This is a genomic window from Streptomyces sp. NPDC021012 (assembly GCF_044333355.1).
In the GTDB taxonomy this organism is placed as follows: domain Bacteria; phylum Actinomycetota; class Actinomycetes; order Streptomycetales; family Streptomycetaceae; genus Streptomyces.
In genome coordinates this window covers 656,304-673,905 of the sequence record NZ_JBIRQU010000002.1, presented here as the reverse complement: position 1 = coordinate 673,905, position 17,602 = coordinate 656,304, and the positions used below count along the sequence as shown (strand labels likewise).

Genomic DNA, 17,602 nt, shown 5'->3' with positions numbered 1-17,602 from the left:
GTGCCCCGCCGGGCCTCCCCGACACGGACGCCACGCCGTCACCGCGCTCGCGCGCGCCTGCCTGCAGTACCCCTCTCCCCGCTAGGAACTGCCCGTGTCCTCCCCTCTCCCCGCCACCGAACCGCGCGCCCCCCACACCACGGCCGTCCTGAAGCGCAGCCTGAAGCGCCTGGACATCACCGCCCTGGCCATCGCCGCGGTCATCTCCTTCGACACCGTCGGACAGATCGCCACCGGCGGCGGCGAGGCCGCCACCTGGACGGCGGCCCTCGCGCTGTTCTTCCTCGTCCCGTACGCCCTGCTGTTCGCCGAGACCGGCGCCGCGTTCCCGCAGGAGGGCGGCCCGTACGTCTGGGTCAAGCTCGCCCTCGGCCGCTCGGCGGCCGCGCTCACCACCCTGCTGTACTGGGTGACCAACCCGATCTGGCTGGGCGGCTCCCTGGTCTTCCTCGCCGCCGAGACCTGGGACGGCTTCGTCTTCCCCCTCGGCTCGGGCACCCTCGCCGACTACGCGTTCAAGCTGCTGTTCGTCTGGACCGCCATCCTCACCGCCGTCGTCTCCCTGCGCCGCGGCAAATGGATCACCACGCTCGGCGCCGCCGTGAAGGTCCTCACGCTCGCGGTGTTCACGCTGACCGCGCTGCTCTACGGGATCGAGCACGGCTTCCACGGCCTCACCGGCGCCCGCTTCACCCCGACCACGGCCGGCTTCCTCGCCCTCGTGCCGATCCTGCTGTTCGCCTACGTCGGCTTCGAGGCCCCCAACGCGGCCGGCGAGGAGATGCACGATCCGCAGCGCGACGTGCCCGCCGCGCTCGGACGCTCCGCGACCGTCGCCGCCTGCTGCTACCTGCTGCCGGTCCTCGCGCTCCTCGCCGTCGTCCCCGCCCACCAGGTCACCGGCATCGGCGGCTTCATGGAGGGCGCCCGCCTCGTCTTCGGCATCTACGGAGGCGCGGCCGGCCCGCTCCTGACGCTCACCGCCGTCATGTTCGTCCTCGCCCTCCTCACCCAGGGCAGCGCGTGGATGATCGTCAGCGACCGGATGCAGGCGATGGCCGCCGCCGACGGAGGCTCCTTCACCCGCAAGCTCGGCGCCTTCCACCCCCGGCTCGGCACGCCCGTGCGCACCAACCTGCTCTCCGGAGCGGTGGCCACCGTCTTCATGCTCGTCGCCATGCGGGTCGCGGGCGGCGACGCGGGCGCCGTGTTCGCCGTGGTCCTCACCGTGGCGGTCACCACCCTGCTGCTCTCCTACCTGGTCATCGTCCCCGCCCTCGTCCTGCTCCGCCTGCGCCGCCCCGAGGTCGTACGGCCCTACCGCGTCCCCTTCGGCCACCGCGGCTTCATGACCTGCGCGGCGCTGGTCTACGCCTGGATCCTCGTCGGCTCCTGGTGCGCCCTCTTCCCCGGCACCCTCGAAGCGCTCCTCGGCATCGAGTACGCCTTCGACGACACCTGGGGCATGTCCCGGGCGGCCTTCGAGGCGTTCACCCTCGGCACGGTCGCCGTCCTGCTCCTGGTCGGGGCCGTCGGCCTGAGGATCGCGCGCGCGGAGACCCCCGACCGCCCGGACGCCTGAACCGGCCGATCCGGTGCTCACCGTCCGGCCGGGCACCCGGCCGGACGGGCGGGTCCCGGGGCGCGGGACAGGGCGTGAACCGGTCACGTCCTGTCCCGCGTCCTTCGCGTGCCGGGCCGGATGTGGCACGGTGAGGACATGCCGGTCCCCGTGATTCTCGACTGCGATCCCGGTCACGACGACGCCTTCAACATCCTCCTCGCCGCCGCGCACCCCGCGATCGACCTGCTCGCCATCACCACCGTCGCGGGCAACCAGACGCTGGAGAAGACCACCCTCAACGCCCGCCGGGTCTGCTCGGTCGCCGGGATCAAGGGCGTGCCGATCGCGGCGGGCCGCGACCGCCCGCTGCACGGACCGCCCCGGATCGCCGAGAACATCCACGGCGCATCCGGCCTCGACGGGCCCGGCTTCGCCCGGGGCGAGCCGGACGTGCCGCAGGACCCGCGCGACGCCCTCACCCTCGTCAGGGACACCCTGCTCGCGCACCCGGCGCCCGTCACGCTCGTGCCGACCGGCCCGCTCACCAACATCGCGGTCCTCCTGCTCGCCCACCCCGAGCTCACCGACCGGATCGAGCGGATCGTCCTCATGGGCGGCTCGACGGACCGCGGAAACACCACACCCGCGGCCGAGTTCAACATCCTCTGCGATCCGGAAGCGGCGGACATCGTCTTCCGCAGCGGCCTGCCGGTGACGATGTTCGGCCTCAACGCGACCCACCAGGTACGGGCCACCGCCGACGTCATCGCCCGGATCGCCGCGCTCGGCACCCCGCTCAGCGGGCTCTGCGTCGACCTCCTCACCTACTTCGCGTCCACCTACCGCGAGGTGTACGGCTTCGACGCGCCCCCGCTGCACGACCCGCTCACCGTCGCCCACCTGATCGACCCGTCCCTGGTCAGCCTGGTACGGGCGGCGGTGACGGTGGAGCTGAACGGCACGCACACCCGCGGCGCGACCGTGGTGGACCTGCACGGGGTGACGGGCCGGCCCGCCGACACCGAGGTGGGCATGGAGGTCGACACGGACGGGTTCTGGGACCTGATCGTGGAGGCCGTACGCGTCCTCGGCTAGCCCTCACGACGAAGCGGCGCCACCACCCGGGGTGGTGACGCCGCGTCAGGATCAATCGATCACTTGCCGAGCCACGCGTTGTGGACGGTCAGCGTCGACACGTTGCCCTGCTTGTCCGTGACCTCGGCGGAGAGCGAGACGCCGCTGTCCTTCGCCGGGCTCTTCACGGAGACCAGGCCCTCGACGACCTTCGTGGCCTGCCAGGTCTTCCCGCCGTCGTAACTCACCGACACCGAGAGCGACTTGAGGTTCCCCCCGGCCGCCGCGCCCTGCACGGTCACCGGGACGAGGACCTGCAGGCCCTGCGGGACGCGCGAGGCGAGGTCGACGGGGGCCGCGAAGCGGACCGTGGACACCGGCAGCGCCGTGGTGGCCGGGACCTGCGACGAACGGAACGTGAAGCCGGCCTCGATCCGGGTGGAGACCGCGGTGGCCGTCGCCGGGCGCTCCACGGAGGTCGTCAGCCGGTACTCGGCGTCGGCGGCGTCGACCGCGAACGGCTCGTATCCGCTCAGCGGGTCGGTGCTCTCGGCGACCTTCACCCCGTCGCGGTACAGCGTCGAGGTGGAGGAGGAGTACGGGACGCTTCCGGCGTGACCCTTGCCGTCGGAGGCCAGCGGCACGGCGCCGACGATCTGCTGCACGCCCGTCACCGGGTCGACCTTGCGGAAGACGCCCATGCCCTCACTCAGGAGCGGGCCCGTGACACCGGTGTTGAAGGTCTCGTGGTACGTCCGGCCGGCCTCGTACCGCTTCGGCCTGACCATCTCCCAGGACCCCTCGAAGGCCGGGTAGCCCCACTGGTCCTTGTCGCCCAGCTGGTTGTACCGGGTGAGCCACGTGGCGCCGTCACCGGTGGAGACGTAGAAGGTGCGCGTGCCCGGCGCCGGCTGCGGCGCGGAGAAGCCGTTGCCCTCCGGCGCGCCCGGCAGATGGGCGTACGGGGAGGCGAGTGCCGTCTTGCCGGGCGCGGAGGCGCCGAGGCCGACCTTGAGGGTGGCCAGCTCGGTCGCCTTCACGTGCTTGGTGTAGCCCGTCGCGACCGTGCTCGTCTTTCCGCCGAAGGCCACCGAGTACTGGCTGGTGGCGTCCTTCAGGAAGTGCGCGTCCCAGGTCTGCAGGAGGGAGCCGTCGGTGACGGCCGGACCCATGTGGGCGGTGCGGAAGCCGGTGAAGCCCCGCAGGACCCAGCCGTTGCCGACGCGGCCGATGCCGGTCGCGACCTCGTAGTACGTGCCCGCGTAGTCGGCCTTGTCGATGCCGGGCACGGTCAGGTCCACCGGCTTGGTGGTGCGCGCGTCGGAGACGACCGTGGTGTCGCCGGTGATCTCCAGCTTCGGCTGGGCGATCCAGTCGGTGCCCGCCGCGTAGTTCGACGGGTCCTGATAGACGGCCGTGTTCAGCGTGTACGAGCCCTTGGGCACCCGGATCGTGTGGGCGCCGGGCTCGTTGTCTACACGGGCCTGGAAGTTCGCCGCCGGACCGCCGACGCCGAGCAGCGTGGTGGCGAAGTTCTGGGCGTCAGCGCCGTCACGGCCGATGGTCCGGACGGTGAGGTCGTACGACTCGGCCTCCCGCACCGCCACCGCGGCCGTACGGATCGACTGGCCCCCGCCGGTGGCGGTGACGTAGCCCGAGTAGGTGCCGTCGGCCTCGCCGACGCTGGTGTCGGCGACGAGGTCGACCTCGGCGGTGCCGCCGGCGGGCACGGTCACCTTCGAGGCGCCGAGCTTGAAGAAACCGGCCGGGGCCGGCGTGCCCGACGGGTCCAGGGTGGACACCGACAGGTCCAGGGTGACGTTCGTGTTCCCGAGGTTGCGGTACGCGATCTTCTTGGTCACGGGCTTGTCGTCCTGGTGCGGCCAGAGCGCCGTGCCGTAGTTCAGCGACACCGGCTCGGCGACGACGTTCACGTTCAGCGCCCGGTCGACCTGGATACGGCCCGTGCCCTGCTGGAAGGCGGTGTAGGCGCCGCCCTTGGTGGAGCCGGTCAGCGCGCCCTTGAGCTCGGCGGACTTCCAGTCGGGGTGCCGCTGCTTCAGGATGGCGGCGGCGCCCGCGACGTGCGGGGTGGCCATGGAAGTGCCGTCTATCTGGAGGTACCCCGGAGCGGGGTGCGGCGTGCCCGGGCGGGTGTCGATGGCGCTGCCGGGAGCGGCGGCCGCCGTGATGGCGACGCCGGGCGCGGTCACGTCCGGCTTGACGGCGCCGTCGCCGACGCGCGGGCCGGTGCTGGAGAAGGGGGCCAGCTTGTCGTCCTTGTCCACGGCGCCGACGGTCAGCGCGGAGTCCGCGCTGCCCGGGGAACCCACGGACGACGGGCCGGACTCGCCCTCGTTGCCCGCCGCGACGGCGAACAGGATGCCCTTCTCGGCGGACAGCCGGTCGACCGTCGCCTCCAGTGGGTCGACGCCGGGGCTGTCCGGGCTGCCGAGGCTGAGGTTGACGATGTCCGCGCCCTCTGCAGCGGCCCACTCCATGCCCGCGATGACGGCGGAGTCGTCCCCGTAGCCCTCGTCGTCGAGGACCTTCCCGCTGATCACCTTGGCGCCGGGGGCGACGCCCTTGAACCGGCCGCCGGACATGGCGCCGGTACCGACGGCGATCGACGCGACGTGCGTGCCGTGTCCGACGCGGTCCACGGCGTCGGCGGCGGAGGAGAAGTTCTTCTCGGCGACGACCTGGGTCCTCAGATCGTCGTGGGTCTTGTCGACGCCGGTGTCGAGGACGGCGATCTTCACGCCCGTGCCGTCGAAACCGGACTCCCACGCCTTGTCGGCGCCGATCTGACGGACGCTGCGGTCGAGGCTCGCGCCGCGCACCCCGTCCAGCCACACCTTGTCGATGCCGGAGGCGGTGGCGCGCAGGCCGGTGGTCTGCGGGTTGGTCAGAGCCTCCCATACCCGGGCCACGTCCTCCTGGGACGTACGGATGGCGTCGGCGTTCAGCGTCGGGAAGGTACGGCGCAGCTGGGTGTCGCCGGCCGAGCGCACCTCGGCGCGCGCCGCGCCGGCGCCCCCCGCGTACTGCACGATCAGCTTGAGCCCGGCACGGTGGCTCTTCCGCAGCCGCGGGTCGGTGAGCACGTCGAGGTCGAAGAGCCGCTGGTCGAGGCGGCCCGTGGCGATCAGGCGCCGCGCGTCGGCGGGCACCACGAAGGTGTGGTCGCCGGTGCGCTGCACCTGTACGGGTATGTGTTCACGGCCCGCGGCGGACTCGAAGCCCACCATCCGGCCCTTGGCGTTCACGACCACGCGGTCGCCCGTGACGAGCGGGATCCGCTGGGTGTCGCCGAGGCGTGGGGCGGTGGTGTCCGGTGTGGTCGTCGCCGTCGCGGGGCCGGTCATGCCCGCGACGAGGGCCACCGAGGTGGCCGCCGCGATGGTGAGGGCGCGTGCTCTCTGCACGTGTGCGCGCAAGTCTCCCCCAGGAGCTTGGGATGAGGTCGAATGGTCGATTCCGGCCGGGGTACGAAGACGCCCGCCGCCGGTCAGCGCAGTATGTGAGGAGAGAAAGGCGTGATCAACGCGGGTGGGGGAGTGGGGAGTCGATTCGCATGGTTTCAAGCCACCGCGCGACGCCCGCATGCGATGGGGCGACGATGGCCGTGTGACGACAGCGTGACGGCGGCGCGATCCTTGTGCGACGGCGGGGCCCGCCGACCCCGCCGGATCGCAGGCCCCGCACGGGATCGGGCGACCGGCGGCCCCGCGTTCGGAGCGCGCCCCTCCCCTTGGCCGTATCCGTACCCGGAGGGAACGGCTCTCCGTCCGGGTACGGCGGGGGAGGACTCCCGGCCTGGGCTACGGCTGTCCGTCGAGCCAGCTCAACCTGTGCCCGTACAGCACCCGCTGGCAGTAGTCCGTGCCGACCGGATCGGCGGTGTCGCGGTCCGCCGTGCAGTCGGAGGCCGACCCCGGGCGGTGCTCGGAGAGGGACCACAGCCGGCCCGTGCCGCGCTCGACGTAGAGGTCCTCGGCGCCTCGGGCGGTCCTGACGGCCTGGCCCTTCCGGACCAGGGCGCCGTTGCTCCAGCCGAAGCGCCAGAGGTTGCCCGGCTCGTCGGTGCCCTTCGACTCGTTCACGTACAGCGTGCCGTCGTACGCGGCCGCGCCCTGCGCGCCGCCGTTGGTCAGCGGCAGGTAGTTGGCCCAGCCCTCGGCGGTCACGTCGGAGGAGCGCTGCTCCAGGTCCGCGACGGGGTACGAGGCGATCCGGCCGGTGGACTCGTAACCGCTCTGCGGACGGCAGTACTCACCCATGAGCAGGCGGTCCGGGGTGGTGCTGCGGTCCAGCGAGATGTAGGAGGCCTTCGGGGCGCCGGTGGGGACGCAGCCGTAGGAACCCGCGGGATTGCCCTGCGCCGCCTTGAACTTCCACGCGGCGACCTGCGGCATCACATAGCGGTAGCCGAAGCTGTACCAGACGTTGTCGTGGCGTCCGACCTTCGTCTTGTCCTCGGTGTTCGCGGTGGTCTTCACCCCGTCGGTGTCGCTGCCCATCGCGTCGTGCGTGCCGGGGTCGCCGTCCGGGTCGAGGTCCATGATGTACCGCATGTCGAAGACGCGCAGGCCGTTGCGGGTGTCGGCGACGTAGAGGTAGTTGCCGTACCAGACGATCCCGCCGGCGTGGACGCCCTTCTGGATCGGGTACTCGGAGGCGTGCAGCCCGTCGAAGGAGATGTGGCCGGCCGAGTTGACGTAGGTCCAACCAAGCAGGACGTGCCGGTACTTGACCTCGGGGCTGCCGGTGGCCGGGTTGGTCCGGCTCTGGACGAAGGTGATCCGGACGCCCTTCTGGTTGCAGGCGTCGTTCGCCTCCAGCTCGGCCGCGGTGCAGTCGCCGGTGGCCGGGTCCGGGTCGGTCTCCCGGCCCGGATCCCAGCCGTCGTACGAGGCGAACAGCTGGACGTTCCCGGCCGTGCCCCACAGCTCGTCGTCCTGGGCGTCGGACACGCCCGAGAACCCCTGGGGGATCCACTCCTGCGAGGTGGAGTCGTCGTTCTGCAGGCAGTACTTGACGTCGGGGTCCGCGGCGGTGCCGAACGGGTCGCGGGAACACCACGGCGTCACGGTGCGGTTCGCCCCGGCCAGCAGGTTCTGCACACCCGACTTGGGGAGCACCGCGTCCAGGCGCGCGACCCGGGAGGTGGTCTCGGCGTTCAGCGCGCCGGGCGACAGGGTGAAGTCACCGGGAGCGGCCGCGCCGCCGGGCGTCCAGGCGGCTGCCGCGAGCGAGGAGGGGGTGGCTTCGGCCGCGAGCGGCTCCTGCGCCGTGAAGTCCTGCGGAACGTCCTCGGCCTGGGCGGGAGCCGTGAGGCCCGTGAACGCGAGGGAAGCCGCGGCGGCCGCGGTGAGCCAGGCGCGGCGTATTCGCCTTGAGAGCATGGGGAATTGCCTCCGTCGATCATGGTCGGAGGCCCTATCGCATCGCACGCGCGGGCGGGGACGCCCGCCCGGTACAGAACCCGCCGCCGATCGGCACAGGATCCGCACGGGGGGCCGTCACGCCCTCCTACGATGGGCCGATGCATGCTCACCGTATTGACCGACCGGCGGACCTCGACGTGGTGCGCGAGTCCTACGACCGGGTGGCCGACAACTACGCCGACATGGTGGTGAACACGGGCATCGGCGACATCCGCCGCCACCCCTGGCTCAAGGCCGCCATCGACGCCTTCGCCGACTCCGTCGGCGACTCCGGCCCCGTCCTCGACGTCGGCTGCGGCCCCGGCACGGTGACCGCCTACCTCGCCGAGCGCGGACTCGACGTCTCCGGCGTCGACCTCTCCCCCCGCATGATCGAGAACGCGCGCCGACTCCACCCGGAATGCCGCTTCTCCGTCGCCTCCGCCACCGAACTCGACCTCCCCGAAGCCTCCCTCGGCGGCGTACTCGGCTGGTGGTCCCTCTTCAACCTCCCCCGCCCGATCCTCCCCCAGGTCCTCGCCCATTTCGCCCACGCCCTCAAACCCGGCGGCCACCTCATCACCGCCACCCACGTCGGCGACCAGGACCTCCTCCGCACCGAGGTCTACGGAGTTTCCTCCGTCCGCTGGACCACCCACCAGTGGCGCCCCGACCGACTCGTCGCCCTGATCCATGACGCCGGCCTCCACCCCGTCGCCGAACTCCGCCTCCCCGCGGACGAACACACCGGCCCGGGCGTGGTCGTCATGGCCAGGAAGCCCGTCTGAGCACCGGACGGCCTTGTCAGTGGCGGGCGGTAGCGTCCCCGGCATGGGATTCACGAGCGCGTGGGCGATCAGCGGTCACACCGACGAGGTCGTCGCCGACCTCTCCCCGCACCTGCTGCCGGCGATGCGGGCGGACCGCGGCCATCCGGAGGCCGACCGGCGCTGGCGGCTGTGGCAGCGGGAGCCGCTCCCCGACCACCGCACCTGGTACTCCCACGACAGTGCCGGGTCGGCTGATCCCGACGCGATCGAGTCGTTCCGTGGACTCACCGCGCCCGGAAGCCATGTCGACGAGGTGTGCGGCGGGAACGTGGACCCCTCCTTCCACGTGCTGGACGCCGTGTGGGAAGGCCAGAGCGACGAGAGCATGTTCATCTCCGTCCACAGCAAGGAGTACGCGGTCTCGTCCCTGTTCCACGCCATCGGACCGGCGCGAGCGGCTCTGCTGCCGGGCTGGTGCGGCACGTTCCTGCTGTCCGCCGCCGAGGTACGCGAGGGCCTGCCGCTCGTGGAGCGTGCGTTCACCTTCACTCCGGCCGAGCGCGCCGCCGCGGAGGACCAGGACTGGTTGTACTACGGCGAGGGCGAGGAGAGCGTTCTCGACGGTCCCCTGCGTGTCTGGCGTACGGCAGCCCGTGAGGGGCTGGGCCTGTGCGGTGTGGCCGTGCACCTCTGCTGAGGCCGCGGCGACGCCGGGCCGGGGGAGTGGCCGGGTTGGTGGGGGAGGCGGTGGTTTCGAGGGAGGTGACCAGGGCGTCGAGGTCGGTGACTTCGCCGCCTTCGCGGGAGGTGATCTCGCCGAAGACGCTGAAGCCGTTGCCGCCGTTGGCGAGGAACCCGTTGAGGACCACCTTGTAGGTGGTGTCGGGGGAGACCGGCTGTCCGTTGACGCGGACGGTGTCCGCGAGGAGGCGGTCGGCGCCCGTGCGGCTCATGTCGACGGAGTGGCGGAGGGCGTCGCCGTACGAATCGGTTGATCATGAGGGTGGTCGTACGGGCGGGAGCCGTGCTCCGTCGGCGTGCCGCACCGGCGGAGCACGGAACACCACCACAGAAACGATCGTGCAGGTCGCCCGGACTGCGGTTGCGGCCGACAGGCCGACCGTGCATCCAGTCGCCTGGGCATCCGGGCATCCGGCCGCCCGGGCTCCGGTCACCCCGTGAACGCGGTGCCGTCCAGCGTCCAGTGCGGGTCCGGCGTGATCCCGAGGGCCGTGTAGACGTGCGCGGCGACATCGGCGTGGTGGAGGGACGACGGTGCCTCGCCCGCCGGCAGACCGGGACCGCACGCGGCGATCCAGGCCGTCCGCTCCTGGAGGCTCCGTCCCCCGTGGCCCCCTTCGTCGCGGTGGCCGTGGTCCGTCACCACGATGACCGTCCACTGTTCCTCCGCGTGGCCGGGACGCTCGCGCACGGCGGCGAGGAGCCGCCCGAGGCGGCGGTCCGCGGCCTCGATCGACGCGCGGTACTCCTTGCCGCAGCCGAGGAAGTGGGCGGTCTCGTCGACGGCGCCGAGGTAGACGAACCCGGCGTGGAGCTCCTCGTCCAGGCCGAGGAGCTGCTCCGCGTCGCCGGTCACCCGGTCGTCGACTTCCTCCCAGGCCTCGGGGGTGTCCGCGCCGGGGGCGGTGTAGCGGAGCCGGGTGGGGGCGACGAAGAGCGGGCCGCCCTCCTGGGCGAGGAAGAGCGGCGCCCAGCCGCCGACGGCGAAGGTCCGTCGTCCGCAGTCCTTCGCGAGGCGGGTCGTGAAGTCGGGGAAGACGTCGAGCCGGTTGCCGTCGAGGCGGTTGGCCCAGACGCCGTGCTTGGCGACACCGACGCCGGTGGCGATGGTGGTCCAGCACGGTCCCGACATCGTGGGCGTCACGGCGTCCACCTCGACGGGGGCCAGGAAGCCCGCGCGGGCGATCCCGTCGAGGTGGGGCGTTTCCAGTTCGGGGAGCAGGTCGAGGCGTACGCCGTCGATGCCGATCACCAGTACGCGGGCGTTGTCCATGAGCGGTTCCAGGGGGTCGTGGGCAGGGGTTTCAGGGGGCGACGCGGCGGAGCCGGATCAGGCTGCTGGCGTGGTCGCCGGCGGGCAGCCGCGGGTCGATGCCGTGGCGTACGAGGACGGCGCCGCTGTGGATCCGGTCCGCCTCCACGTCCAGGTAGCGGGCCCCGGGGTCGAGGGCGGGCAGCCGTACGGGGTCGGGGCGGTGCCCGAAGCGGGTGGAGGGCCGCCAGGTGAGGAGCACGTGCTCGCTGTCGTCCGGTGCCGCGTAGTGGACGGCGGTGACGGGCCCGTCGGCCGGGGCGACCCGGTACTGGTGCCCGCGCTGCACGAGCGGCCGGACCGCCTTGTACGCGGCCACGAGCTCGGCGGTCTCCGCGAGTTCCGCCTCGGACCAGGACGTCAGGTCCCCGCCGAGTCCCAGCGCGCCCGCCATGGCGACGTGGAAGCGGAACCGCAGGGGCGTGTGCCGACCGGTGGCGGTGTGGGGGCTGTCGGTCACCCAGGCGGCCATGGCCTGGGCGGGGAAGAGCTGGCCGAAGCCGTTCTGGATGCCGATGCGGTCGACCGGGTCGGTGTTGTCGGAGGTCCAGGCCTGATCCGTACGGGCGAGGATGCCGAGGTCGACGCGCCCGCCGCCGCCCGCGCAGGCCTCGATGCGCAGGCCGGGGTGGGCGGCGCGGAGCCGGTCCATGACGCGGTGGACGGCCCGCGTGTGGTCGATCCACAGGCGGTCGGGGTCGGGGTGGCCGTCCCAGCCCACGTCGGTGAAGGCCCGGTTGGCGTCCCACTTGAGCCAGTCGACGCCGTTCTCGCGCACCAGGCGGTCCAGGGTCCGCAGGGCCCAGGCCTCGACCTCGGGCCGGGCGAAGTTCAGGACGAGCTGGTTGCGGAGTTCGGTCGCGTCGAGCCGGGGGGAGTGGACGACCCAGTCGGGATGCGCGCGGTACAGCTCGCTGTCGCGGTTGACCATCTCCGGCTCCACCCACAGCCCGAAGTCCATGCCGAGGCGGTGCACCTCGTCGGCGAGCGGGCGCAGCCCCCGGGGGAAGGCCTCGGGCCGTGGCGTCCAGTCGCCGAGCGCGGACCGGTCGTCGCGGCGGGTGCCGAACCATCCGTCGTCCAGGACGAAGAGTTCGGCGCCGACGCGGGCGGCCAGACGGGCGAGGCGGATCTGACCGGCCTCGTCGACGTCGAAGCCGGTGGCCTCCCAGGAGTTGTAGAGCACCGGCCGGTCCCGCTCGGGCTCCGGCAGCACGTGCGTGCGTACGTAGTGGTGCCAGGCGCGGCCGGCGGCGCCGAAGCCGTGCGGGGTGAACAGCCCGGCGTACACCGGCGTACGGAGGCTCTCGCCCGGTCGCAGGGTCCAGCCGATCCCCTCGTGGCCGAAGCCGCCGGTCCAGGTCGTGCGGCCGGCCGGGTCGCGGTGGACGGTGACGCGCCAACTCCCGCTCCAGGCGAGTGCGGTGCTCCACACCTCCCCGTGGTCCTCGGTGGCGGTGCCGTCGTCGAGGGCGAGCCAGGGGCTGGCGTGGTGGCTGGTGATGCCCCGGCGGCTGGTCAGTACGGTCTCGGCGACGGGCAGCCGGTCGCGCCGGAGCTGGAACTCGCTGTTCCAGCCGCCCACCAGATGGCTGAGCCGGTAGTCGGGCAGTGGGGGAGCGGTCCAGGACGCCGAGTCGAGCCGGTCGACGGCGACCGGGTCCGGGTGGCCGTCCGCGGGCCCGGTGTGGGTGAGTTCCGTCCAGCGCTCGATGACGTCGGTGCCTTCGCGGACGCGGTAGCAGAGTTCGGCCCGCAGGGGCCGGTGCCGGTCGTCGAGGCGCAACCGCAGCTCGCCGCCGTCGACGCGGTGGCCCGCGAACCGCCACTGGGCGCCCCTGGTTCCGTCGGCGAAGCGGACCTGGAGGCCGGCCGGTCCGAAGCGCGCCCCGGTCTGCGGCGCGAGTTCGTCGGCGGCCGCGTCGGCCTCGAAGCTGCTCGCGGCGGGGGAGACCGCGTCCGGGAGCCCGGCGAGCGTCGCGGTGTCGAGCGGCGGGCCCCAGTAGAGGTGCCGGGGGCTGCCGTCGGCGGCGAGCCGCAGCGCGTAGAGGCTGTTCGGGGTGCGCAGGACCGCGAGGCCGGGGCCGGGATCGAAGGTGACGGGCGGGAGCGTGGCGTGCACGGATGGATCCCCTGAGGTGTGGTGAGGGAAGGGGCCGAGGAGCCCGGAAGGCACGGAGGGCACGGAGGCGGGCCGAGCGTAGGGCCGCCCCAACTCCCAAATCAATACTGGAAGAAGTTATTTATTTGCTCTATGTTGCTCCCGTGTTTCGACATCGCTCACAGCCTCTGGTCAGTGCGCCCGCCGAGACCGCGGTCCTGGCCCTGCTCCTCGCGGAGGGCCCCCTCAGCAGAGTGGAACTGGCGCGGCGGACAGGGCTCTCCTCGACCGCCGTCACCAAGGCGGCCAGGCCCCTCATCGACGACGGCTACCTGTACGAACTCCCGCCGGAGCGCACCGCACCCGGTGCCGGCCGGCCGGTCAACCCGCTCGCGGTCGCACCCGACCGGGAGTACTTCATCGGGCTGAAGATCAGCTCCGACCAGGTCTTCGGCGCCGTATGCGATCTACGGGCCGGGATCCGGGCCACGGCCGCCCGCCCGCTCGACGACCGCACCCCCGGTACCGCCGCCGCCGTCACGGCCGAACTCGTAGACGAACTGCTCGACTCCGAAACCGCGTTCCGGGCCCGCACGCGCCACCTGGGCGTCGCGGTGAACGGGGACGTGGACCGGGACGGCGGACGGCTCCGGCACTCCGGCCTCCTCGGCTGGCGCGACGTCCCGCTCGCCGAACTGCTCACCGCCTCCACCGGCCTGACCGTCACCGTCGAGAACGACGTCAGGGCCCTGACCGTCGCGGAGCACTGGTTCGGCGAAGGCATCGGCACCGAGTACTTCGCCCTGGTCACCATCGGCGCCGGCATCGGCTCCGCCCTCGTCGTCAACGGGCAGCTGCTCAGGGGCGCTTACGGTGTCGCGGGCGAGGTCGGACACGTCTGTGTCGATCCGGCCGGACCGCGCTGCCGCTGCGGTGCCCGCGGCTGCGTCGAGGCGATCGCCTCTACCGACGCGATCCTCGCGACGGTCCGCCGGGCCACCGGGAACCCGCACCTCACGTTCGGCGAGGTCGCCGACCTGGCCCGGGACGGTCACCCCGCGGCCCGCGAGGCCTTCGCCCGGGCCGGACGCGCCATCGGGGTCGGCATCTCCGTACTGGTCAACCTCGTCGGCCCGGAACGCGTGGTCGTCAGCGGCGAAGGCGTCGACGCCTACGACCTGTTCAGCCGCCACATCCAGGAGGCGTACGCCGAGCACGTCTTCGGGACGGCCGCCCGCTGCCCGCTGTCGCTGCGACCGCTCCCCTGGGAGGAATGGGCCCGCGGCGGTGCGGCCGTGGCCATCCAGGCCCTCTTCCCGCAGTACGCGGTCGCCACCACGAACGGCGCCGGCTGAGCACCCCGCAGCCGTCGCGCACCACTCCCTGGCCGACGCCCTCCTCTGCCGGCAAGCACTGACGAGGACGTCGGCCAGGCAGCACATCCGCCCTGTCACACCCTCAACGACGAAGGACGCGACAATGAGCACACGCAGACCAGAGCTTAGCCGACGCGGATTCCTCACGGGCTCGCTGCTCGTCGCCGCCGGAAGCGTCCTGTCGACCGCCTGCAGCACCGACCCCGTCGGCGGCGCCGCCGGATCCGGAGCCGGGACCACCCTCGACGTCTGGTACCACGCCTACGGCGAGACCGGCACCCAGCAGGCCGTCCTCCGCTACGCCACCGCCTTCACCAAGGCCAACCCCGACATAGCCGTGAAGGTGACGTGGGTCCCGGGCGACTACTCGGGCAAGCTCAACGCGACCCTGCTGACCGACGCGGCCCCCGACGTCTTCGAGATCGGCGACTTCAGCGAGAGCCTGGTCCGCCGCGGCCAGATCGCCGCCCTCGACGACGCGTACGGCGACGCGAAGAGCGACTTCAACACGAACGCCGTCGACTCGGTCACCGTCGACGGCAAGCTCTACGGCGTCAAGATGATCGACGACGTCATGATGCTGTACTACCGCAAGAGCGCCCTCGCGAAGGCCGGGATCACCCCGCCCGCGACCTTCGACGAGCTCGTCGCCGCGGCGAAGGCCCTGTCCACGAAGAAGAACAAGGGCCTGTTCGTCGGCAACGACGGTCTCGGCGACTCCGGAGTCCTCTCCGTCTGGTCCAACGGCGGAGACCTCGTCACCCGCGAGGGCAAGGTGGCCTTCGGGTCGCCGCAGGCACTCGAAGCGCTCAAGGGCCTGAAGCGCCTCCACGACGACGAGTCGCTGCTGCTCGGCTTCACCACCGACTGGTGGGACCCCTCCGCCCTCACCCAGGACGTCGTGCCCATGCAGTGGTGCGGCCTGTGGGCGATGCCCGCGATCAAGGACGCGCTCGGCGACGACTTCGGCATCCTGCCCTGGCCCGCCTTCAAGGCCGGCGGCGCCCCCGTCGTGCGCGTCGGCGGATGGACCAGCGTCGTCAACGCCAAGGGCGGGAACGTGGCCGCGGCGAAGAAGTTCGTCCAGTGGCTGTGGGTGCGGCAGTCCGACCTCCAGAAGGACTTCGCCGAGAGCTACGGCTTCCACGTCCCGCCCCGCAGGTCCGTCGCGGCGACCGCCGAGAAGCTCTCCCAGGGCACCGCCAAGGAGGCCGTGGTCCTCGCCGACAAGGACGGGAAGCACTACCCGGGCACCTGGGACACCGCCGTGAGCAACACGTTCAACGCGGCCGCGGTCAAGATCGCCGAGGGGCAGGGCGACCCCGCCGCCCTCCTCGCCGACGCGGTGAAGAAGGCCCAGAGCGAGATCGACAAGCAGCAGGGCCGATGAGCTCGGCCACGAACACCACGCTGAAGTCCGAGCGTGCCGGACGCCCCGCGGTCACCCCGCGGGGCGCCGCCCGGACCGGCCGGGCCCGCCCCGGCCGCTCCGGCTGGACCGCGTTCGTCCTGCTGACCGCGCCGACGCTGATCGGCCTCGGCCTCTTCAAGTACGTCGCGATCGGCTGGAGCTTCCTGCTCAGCCTCAGCGACGCGCGCGGCACCATCGCCCTCGGCCACTGGGTCGGCCTGGAGAACTACCGCCGCCTCCTGTCCGACCAGGCGTTCCGCGCCTCCCTCGTCCAGATCCTGCTGTTCACCGTCTTCATCGTGCCGCTCACCTTCGCCGTCTCCCTCGGTCTCGCGCTGCTCGTGCACCGGATCCGGCGCGGCCGGGCCCTGTTCCGCACCACCTTCCTCATCCCGGCGGCCGTCTCGTACGTCGCCGCGTCACTGCTGTGGAAGATGTCGCTGTTCAACGGCCTGCCGGCGGGCATCGCCAACACCGTCGGAGGATGGTTCGGAGCGGATCCCGTCCCCTGGCTGCAGACCACCTCGCCGCCGCTCTACTGGATCGTGCTCGTCACCCTGCGCCTCTGGCTCCAGGTCGGCTTCTACATGGTGCTCTTCCTCGCCGGCCTCCAGGGCATCCCCGGGGAGCTGTACGAGGCCGCCGCCCTCGACGGCGCCACCGGCCGGCGACTCCTGACCAGGATCACCCTCCCCCTGCTGCGCAACACCTCCGTCGCCGTACTGATGCTGCTGTTCATCGCCGCCTTCCAGGCCTTCGACGAGTTCTACAACCTCTTCAACAGCGGTCTCTCCGGCACGGGCACCGCCCCCGTGCAGACACCGCTGGTCCACCTCTACAACACCGCCATGGGCAGCCAGAACTACGGCATCGGCTCCGCCGGCGCCTTCGTGCTCACCGCCCTCATCGTCGGAGTCACCCTGATCCAGGGCCGGTTCACCGGATTCGGCAGGAGCGGAGAATGAGACGCGCATGAGCACCCTGCCCGGACCGATCCGATCCGCGCGCCTCCTCGCGCGCGGCCTGCTCCTCGGCCTCCTCACCGCGGCCTTCCTCGCGCCGTTCTACCTGATGCTCCGCAACTCCCTCATGGACTCGCGGAGCCTGACGGCGCCGGAGTGGACGTGGTGGCCCTCGACGACGCACTTCGAGAACTTCACCGACCTCTTCGCCGACCCCGTCGTCTCCATGGGCCGGGCGCTGGGCAACTCCCTGCTCATCGCCGCCGTCACCGCGCCCGTCTCCACCCTCCTCGCCTCCGCCGCCGGATACGCCCTGGCCCGGATCCCCGTGCCGGGACGCGGCGTGGTGCTCTCCCTGATCGTCGCCACGCTGATGATCCCCGGCTCGGTCACCTTCGTCCCGACGTTCGTCGTCGTCGGCTCCATGGGCGGCGTCAACACGCTGTGGGGCATCATCGTGCCCGGCCTCTTCAACCCGTTCGCGGTCCTGCTCTTCCGCAACTTCTACCTCCAGTTCCCCGGCGAGATCGAGGAGGCCGGCCGGCTCGACGGCCTCGGCTGGTTCGGCCTGTACCGCCGGATCGCCCTGCCCAGCTCCGGCGCCATGCTCGCCTCGCTCGGGGCGCTGTCCTTCATCGACAGCTGGAACGCCTTCCTGTGGCCGCTGGTCATCGGTCAGGACCCCTCCGCCTGGACCGCGCAGATCGCGCTCTCCACCTTCCTCACCTCGCAGACCGTCAACCTGCCCGGCCTCTTCGCCGGTGCCGTCGTCACCATCACGCCCCTGGTCGTCATGTTCCTCGTCGCCCAGCGGTACATCGTCGAAGGCATCGCCACCAGCGGCCTCAAGGGCTGACCCCCG

At 72.1% G+C, this 17,602-nt stretch carries 12 protein-coding genes and 1 pseudogene; 8 read left to right on the top strand and 5 right to left on the bottom strand.

Features of this window, described 5'->3' with window-relative positions; translation table 11 throughout:
- Positions 1-94 precede the first annotated feature (94 nt).
- Positions 95-1,582 (top strand): APC family permease, encoded by a 1,488-nt coding sequence (locus ACH4TP_RS08345; RefSeq protein WP_398436516.1) that lies wholly within the window; start codon positions 95-97, stop codon positions 1,580-1,582.
- Positions 1,583-1,720: 138 nt separating this feature from the next.
- A complete protein-coding gene (locus ACH4TP_RS08340) occupies positions 1,721-2,659 on the top strand; it encodes a nucleoside hydrolase (RefSeq protein WP_389224704.1) in 939 nt (312 codons plus the stop codon).
- 59 nt (positions 2,660-2,718) lie between these two features.
- Here ACH4TP_RS08340 and ACH4TP_RS08335 read toward each other — a convergent pair whose 3' ends face one another.
- Positions 2,719-6,066, bottom strand: a complete 3,348-nt coding sequence (locus tag ACH4TP_RS08335) for a S8 family serine peptidase (protein WP_398436514.1) — start codon at positions 6,064-6,066, stop codon at positions 2,719-2,721.
- A gap of 396 nt (positions 6,067-6,462) precedes the next feature.
- A complete protein-coding gene (locus tag ACH4TP_RS08330; protein ID WP_398436512.1) occupies positions 6,463-8,046 on the bottom strand; it encodes a hypothetical protein in 1,584 nt (527 codons plus the stop codon).
- Positions 8,047-8,186: 140 nt separating this feature from the next.
- Here ACH4TP_RS08330 and ACH4TP_RS08325 point away from each other — a divergent pair, with 140 nt between their 5' ends.
- Both ACH4TP_RS08325 and ACH4TP_RS08320 read left to right on the top strand, forming a co-directional pair.
- Positions 8,187-8,855, top strand: coding sequence for a class I SAM-dependent DNA methyltransferase (locus ACH4TP_RS08325; RefSeq protein WP_398436510.1), 669 nt, complete (start codon positions 8,187-8,189; stop codon positions 8,853-8,855).
- 43 nt (positions 8,856-8,898) lie between these two features.
- Positions 8,899-9,534 carry a hypothetical protein gene (locus ACH4TP_RS08320; RefSeq protein WP_398436508.1) on the top strand — a complete coding sequence of 212 codons (636 nt, stop codon included), beginning with the start codon at positions 8,899-8,901 and terminating at the stop codon, positions 9,532-9,534.
- 130 nt (positions 9,535-9,664) lie between these two features.
- Here ACH4TP_RS08320 and ACH4TP_RS08315 read toward each other — a convergent pair.
- From ACH4TP_RS08315 to ACH4TP_RS08305, 3 genes and pseudogenes are all read right to left on the bottom strand, one after another.
- Positions 9,665-9,796, bottom strand: a pseudogene (locus ACH4TP_RS08315) (5'-nucleotidase C-terminal domain-containing protein); the annotation flags it as partial.
- Between the two features lie 212 nt (positions 9,797-10,008).
- A complete protein-coding gene (locus tag ACH4TP_RS08310; RefSeq protein WP_398436506.1) occupies positions 10,009-10,851 on the bottom strand; it encodes an alkaline phosphatase family protein in 843 nt (280 codons plus the stop codon).
- A gap of 31 nt (positions 10,852-10,882) precedes the next feature.
- Positions 10,883-13,012, bottom strand: coding sequence for an alpha-galactosidase (locus ACH4TP_RS08305; RefSeq protein ID WP_398436505.1), 2,130 nt, complete (start codon positions 13,010-13,012; stop codon positions 10,883-10,885).
- Between the two features lie 143 nt (positions 13,013-13,155).
- Here ACH4TP_RS08305 and ACH4TP_RS08300 point away from each other — a divergent pair, with 143 nt between their 5' ends.
- The 4 genes from ACH4TP_RS08300 (at position 13,156) to ACH4TP_RS08285 (ending at position 17,596) form a co-directional block, all read left to right on the top strand.
- The gene (locus tag ACH4TP_RS08300; protein ID WP_398436503.1) at positions 13,156-14,346 is read left to right on the top strand and encodes an ROK family protein; all 1,191 of its coding nucleotides are present in this window, start codon (positions 13,156-13,158) and stop codon (positions 14,344-14,346) included.
- 124 nt (positions 14,347-14,470) lie between these two features.
- Positions 14,471-15,757: an ABC transporter substrate-binding protein gene (locus ACH4TP_RS08295; protein ID WP_398179158.1), complete on the top strand. Its 1,287-nt coding sequence runs from the start codon at positions 14,471-14,473 to the stop codon at positions 15,755-15,757.
- On the top strand, positions 15,754-16,743 hold the full coding sequence (locus tag ACH4TP_RS08290; protein ID WP_389224723.1) for a carbohydrate ABC transporter permease: 990 nt from the start codon (positions 15,754-15,756) through the stop codon (positions 16,741-16,743). The genes ACH4TP_RS08295 and ACH4TP_RS08290 overlap by 4 nt, the downstream gene beginning before the upstream one ends.
- Positions 16,744-16,750: 7 nt before the next feature.
- On the top strand, positions 16,751-17,596 hold the full coding sequence (locus ACH4TP_RS08285) for a carbohydrate ABC transporter permease (RefSeq protein ID WP_389224725.1): 846 nt from the start codon (positions 16,751-16,753) through the stop codon (positions 17,594-17,596).
- Positions 17,597-17,602 lie beyond the last annotated feature (6 nt).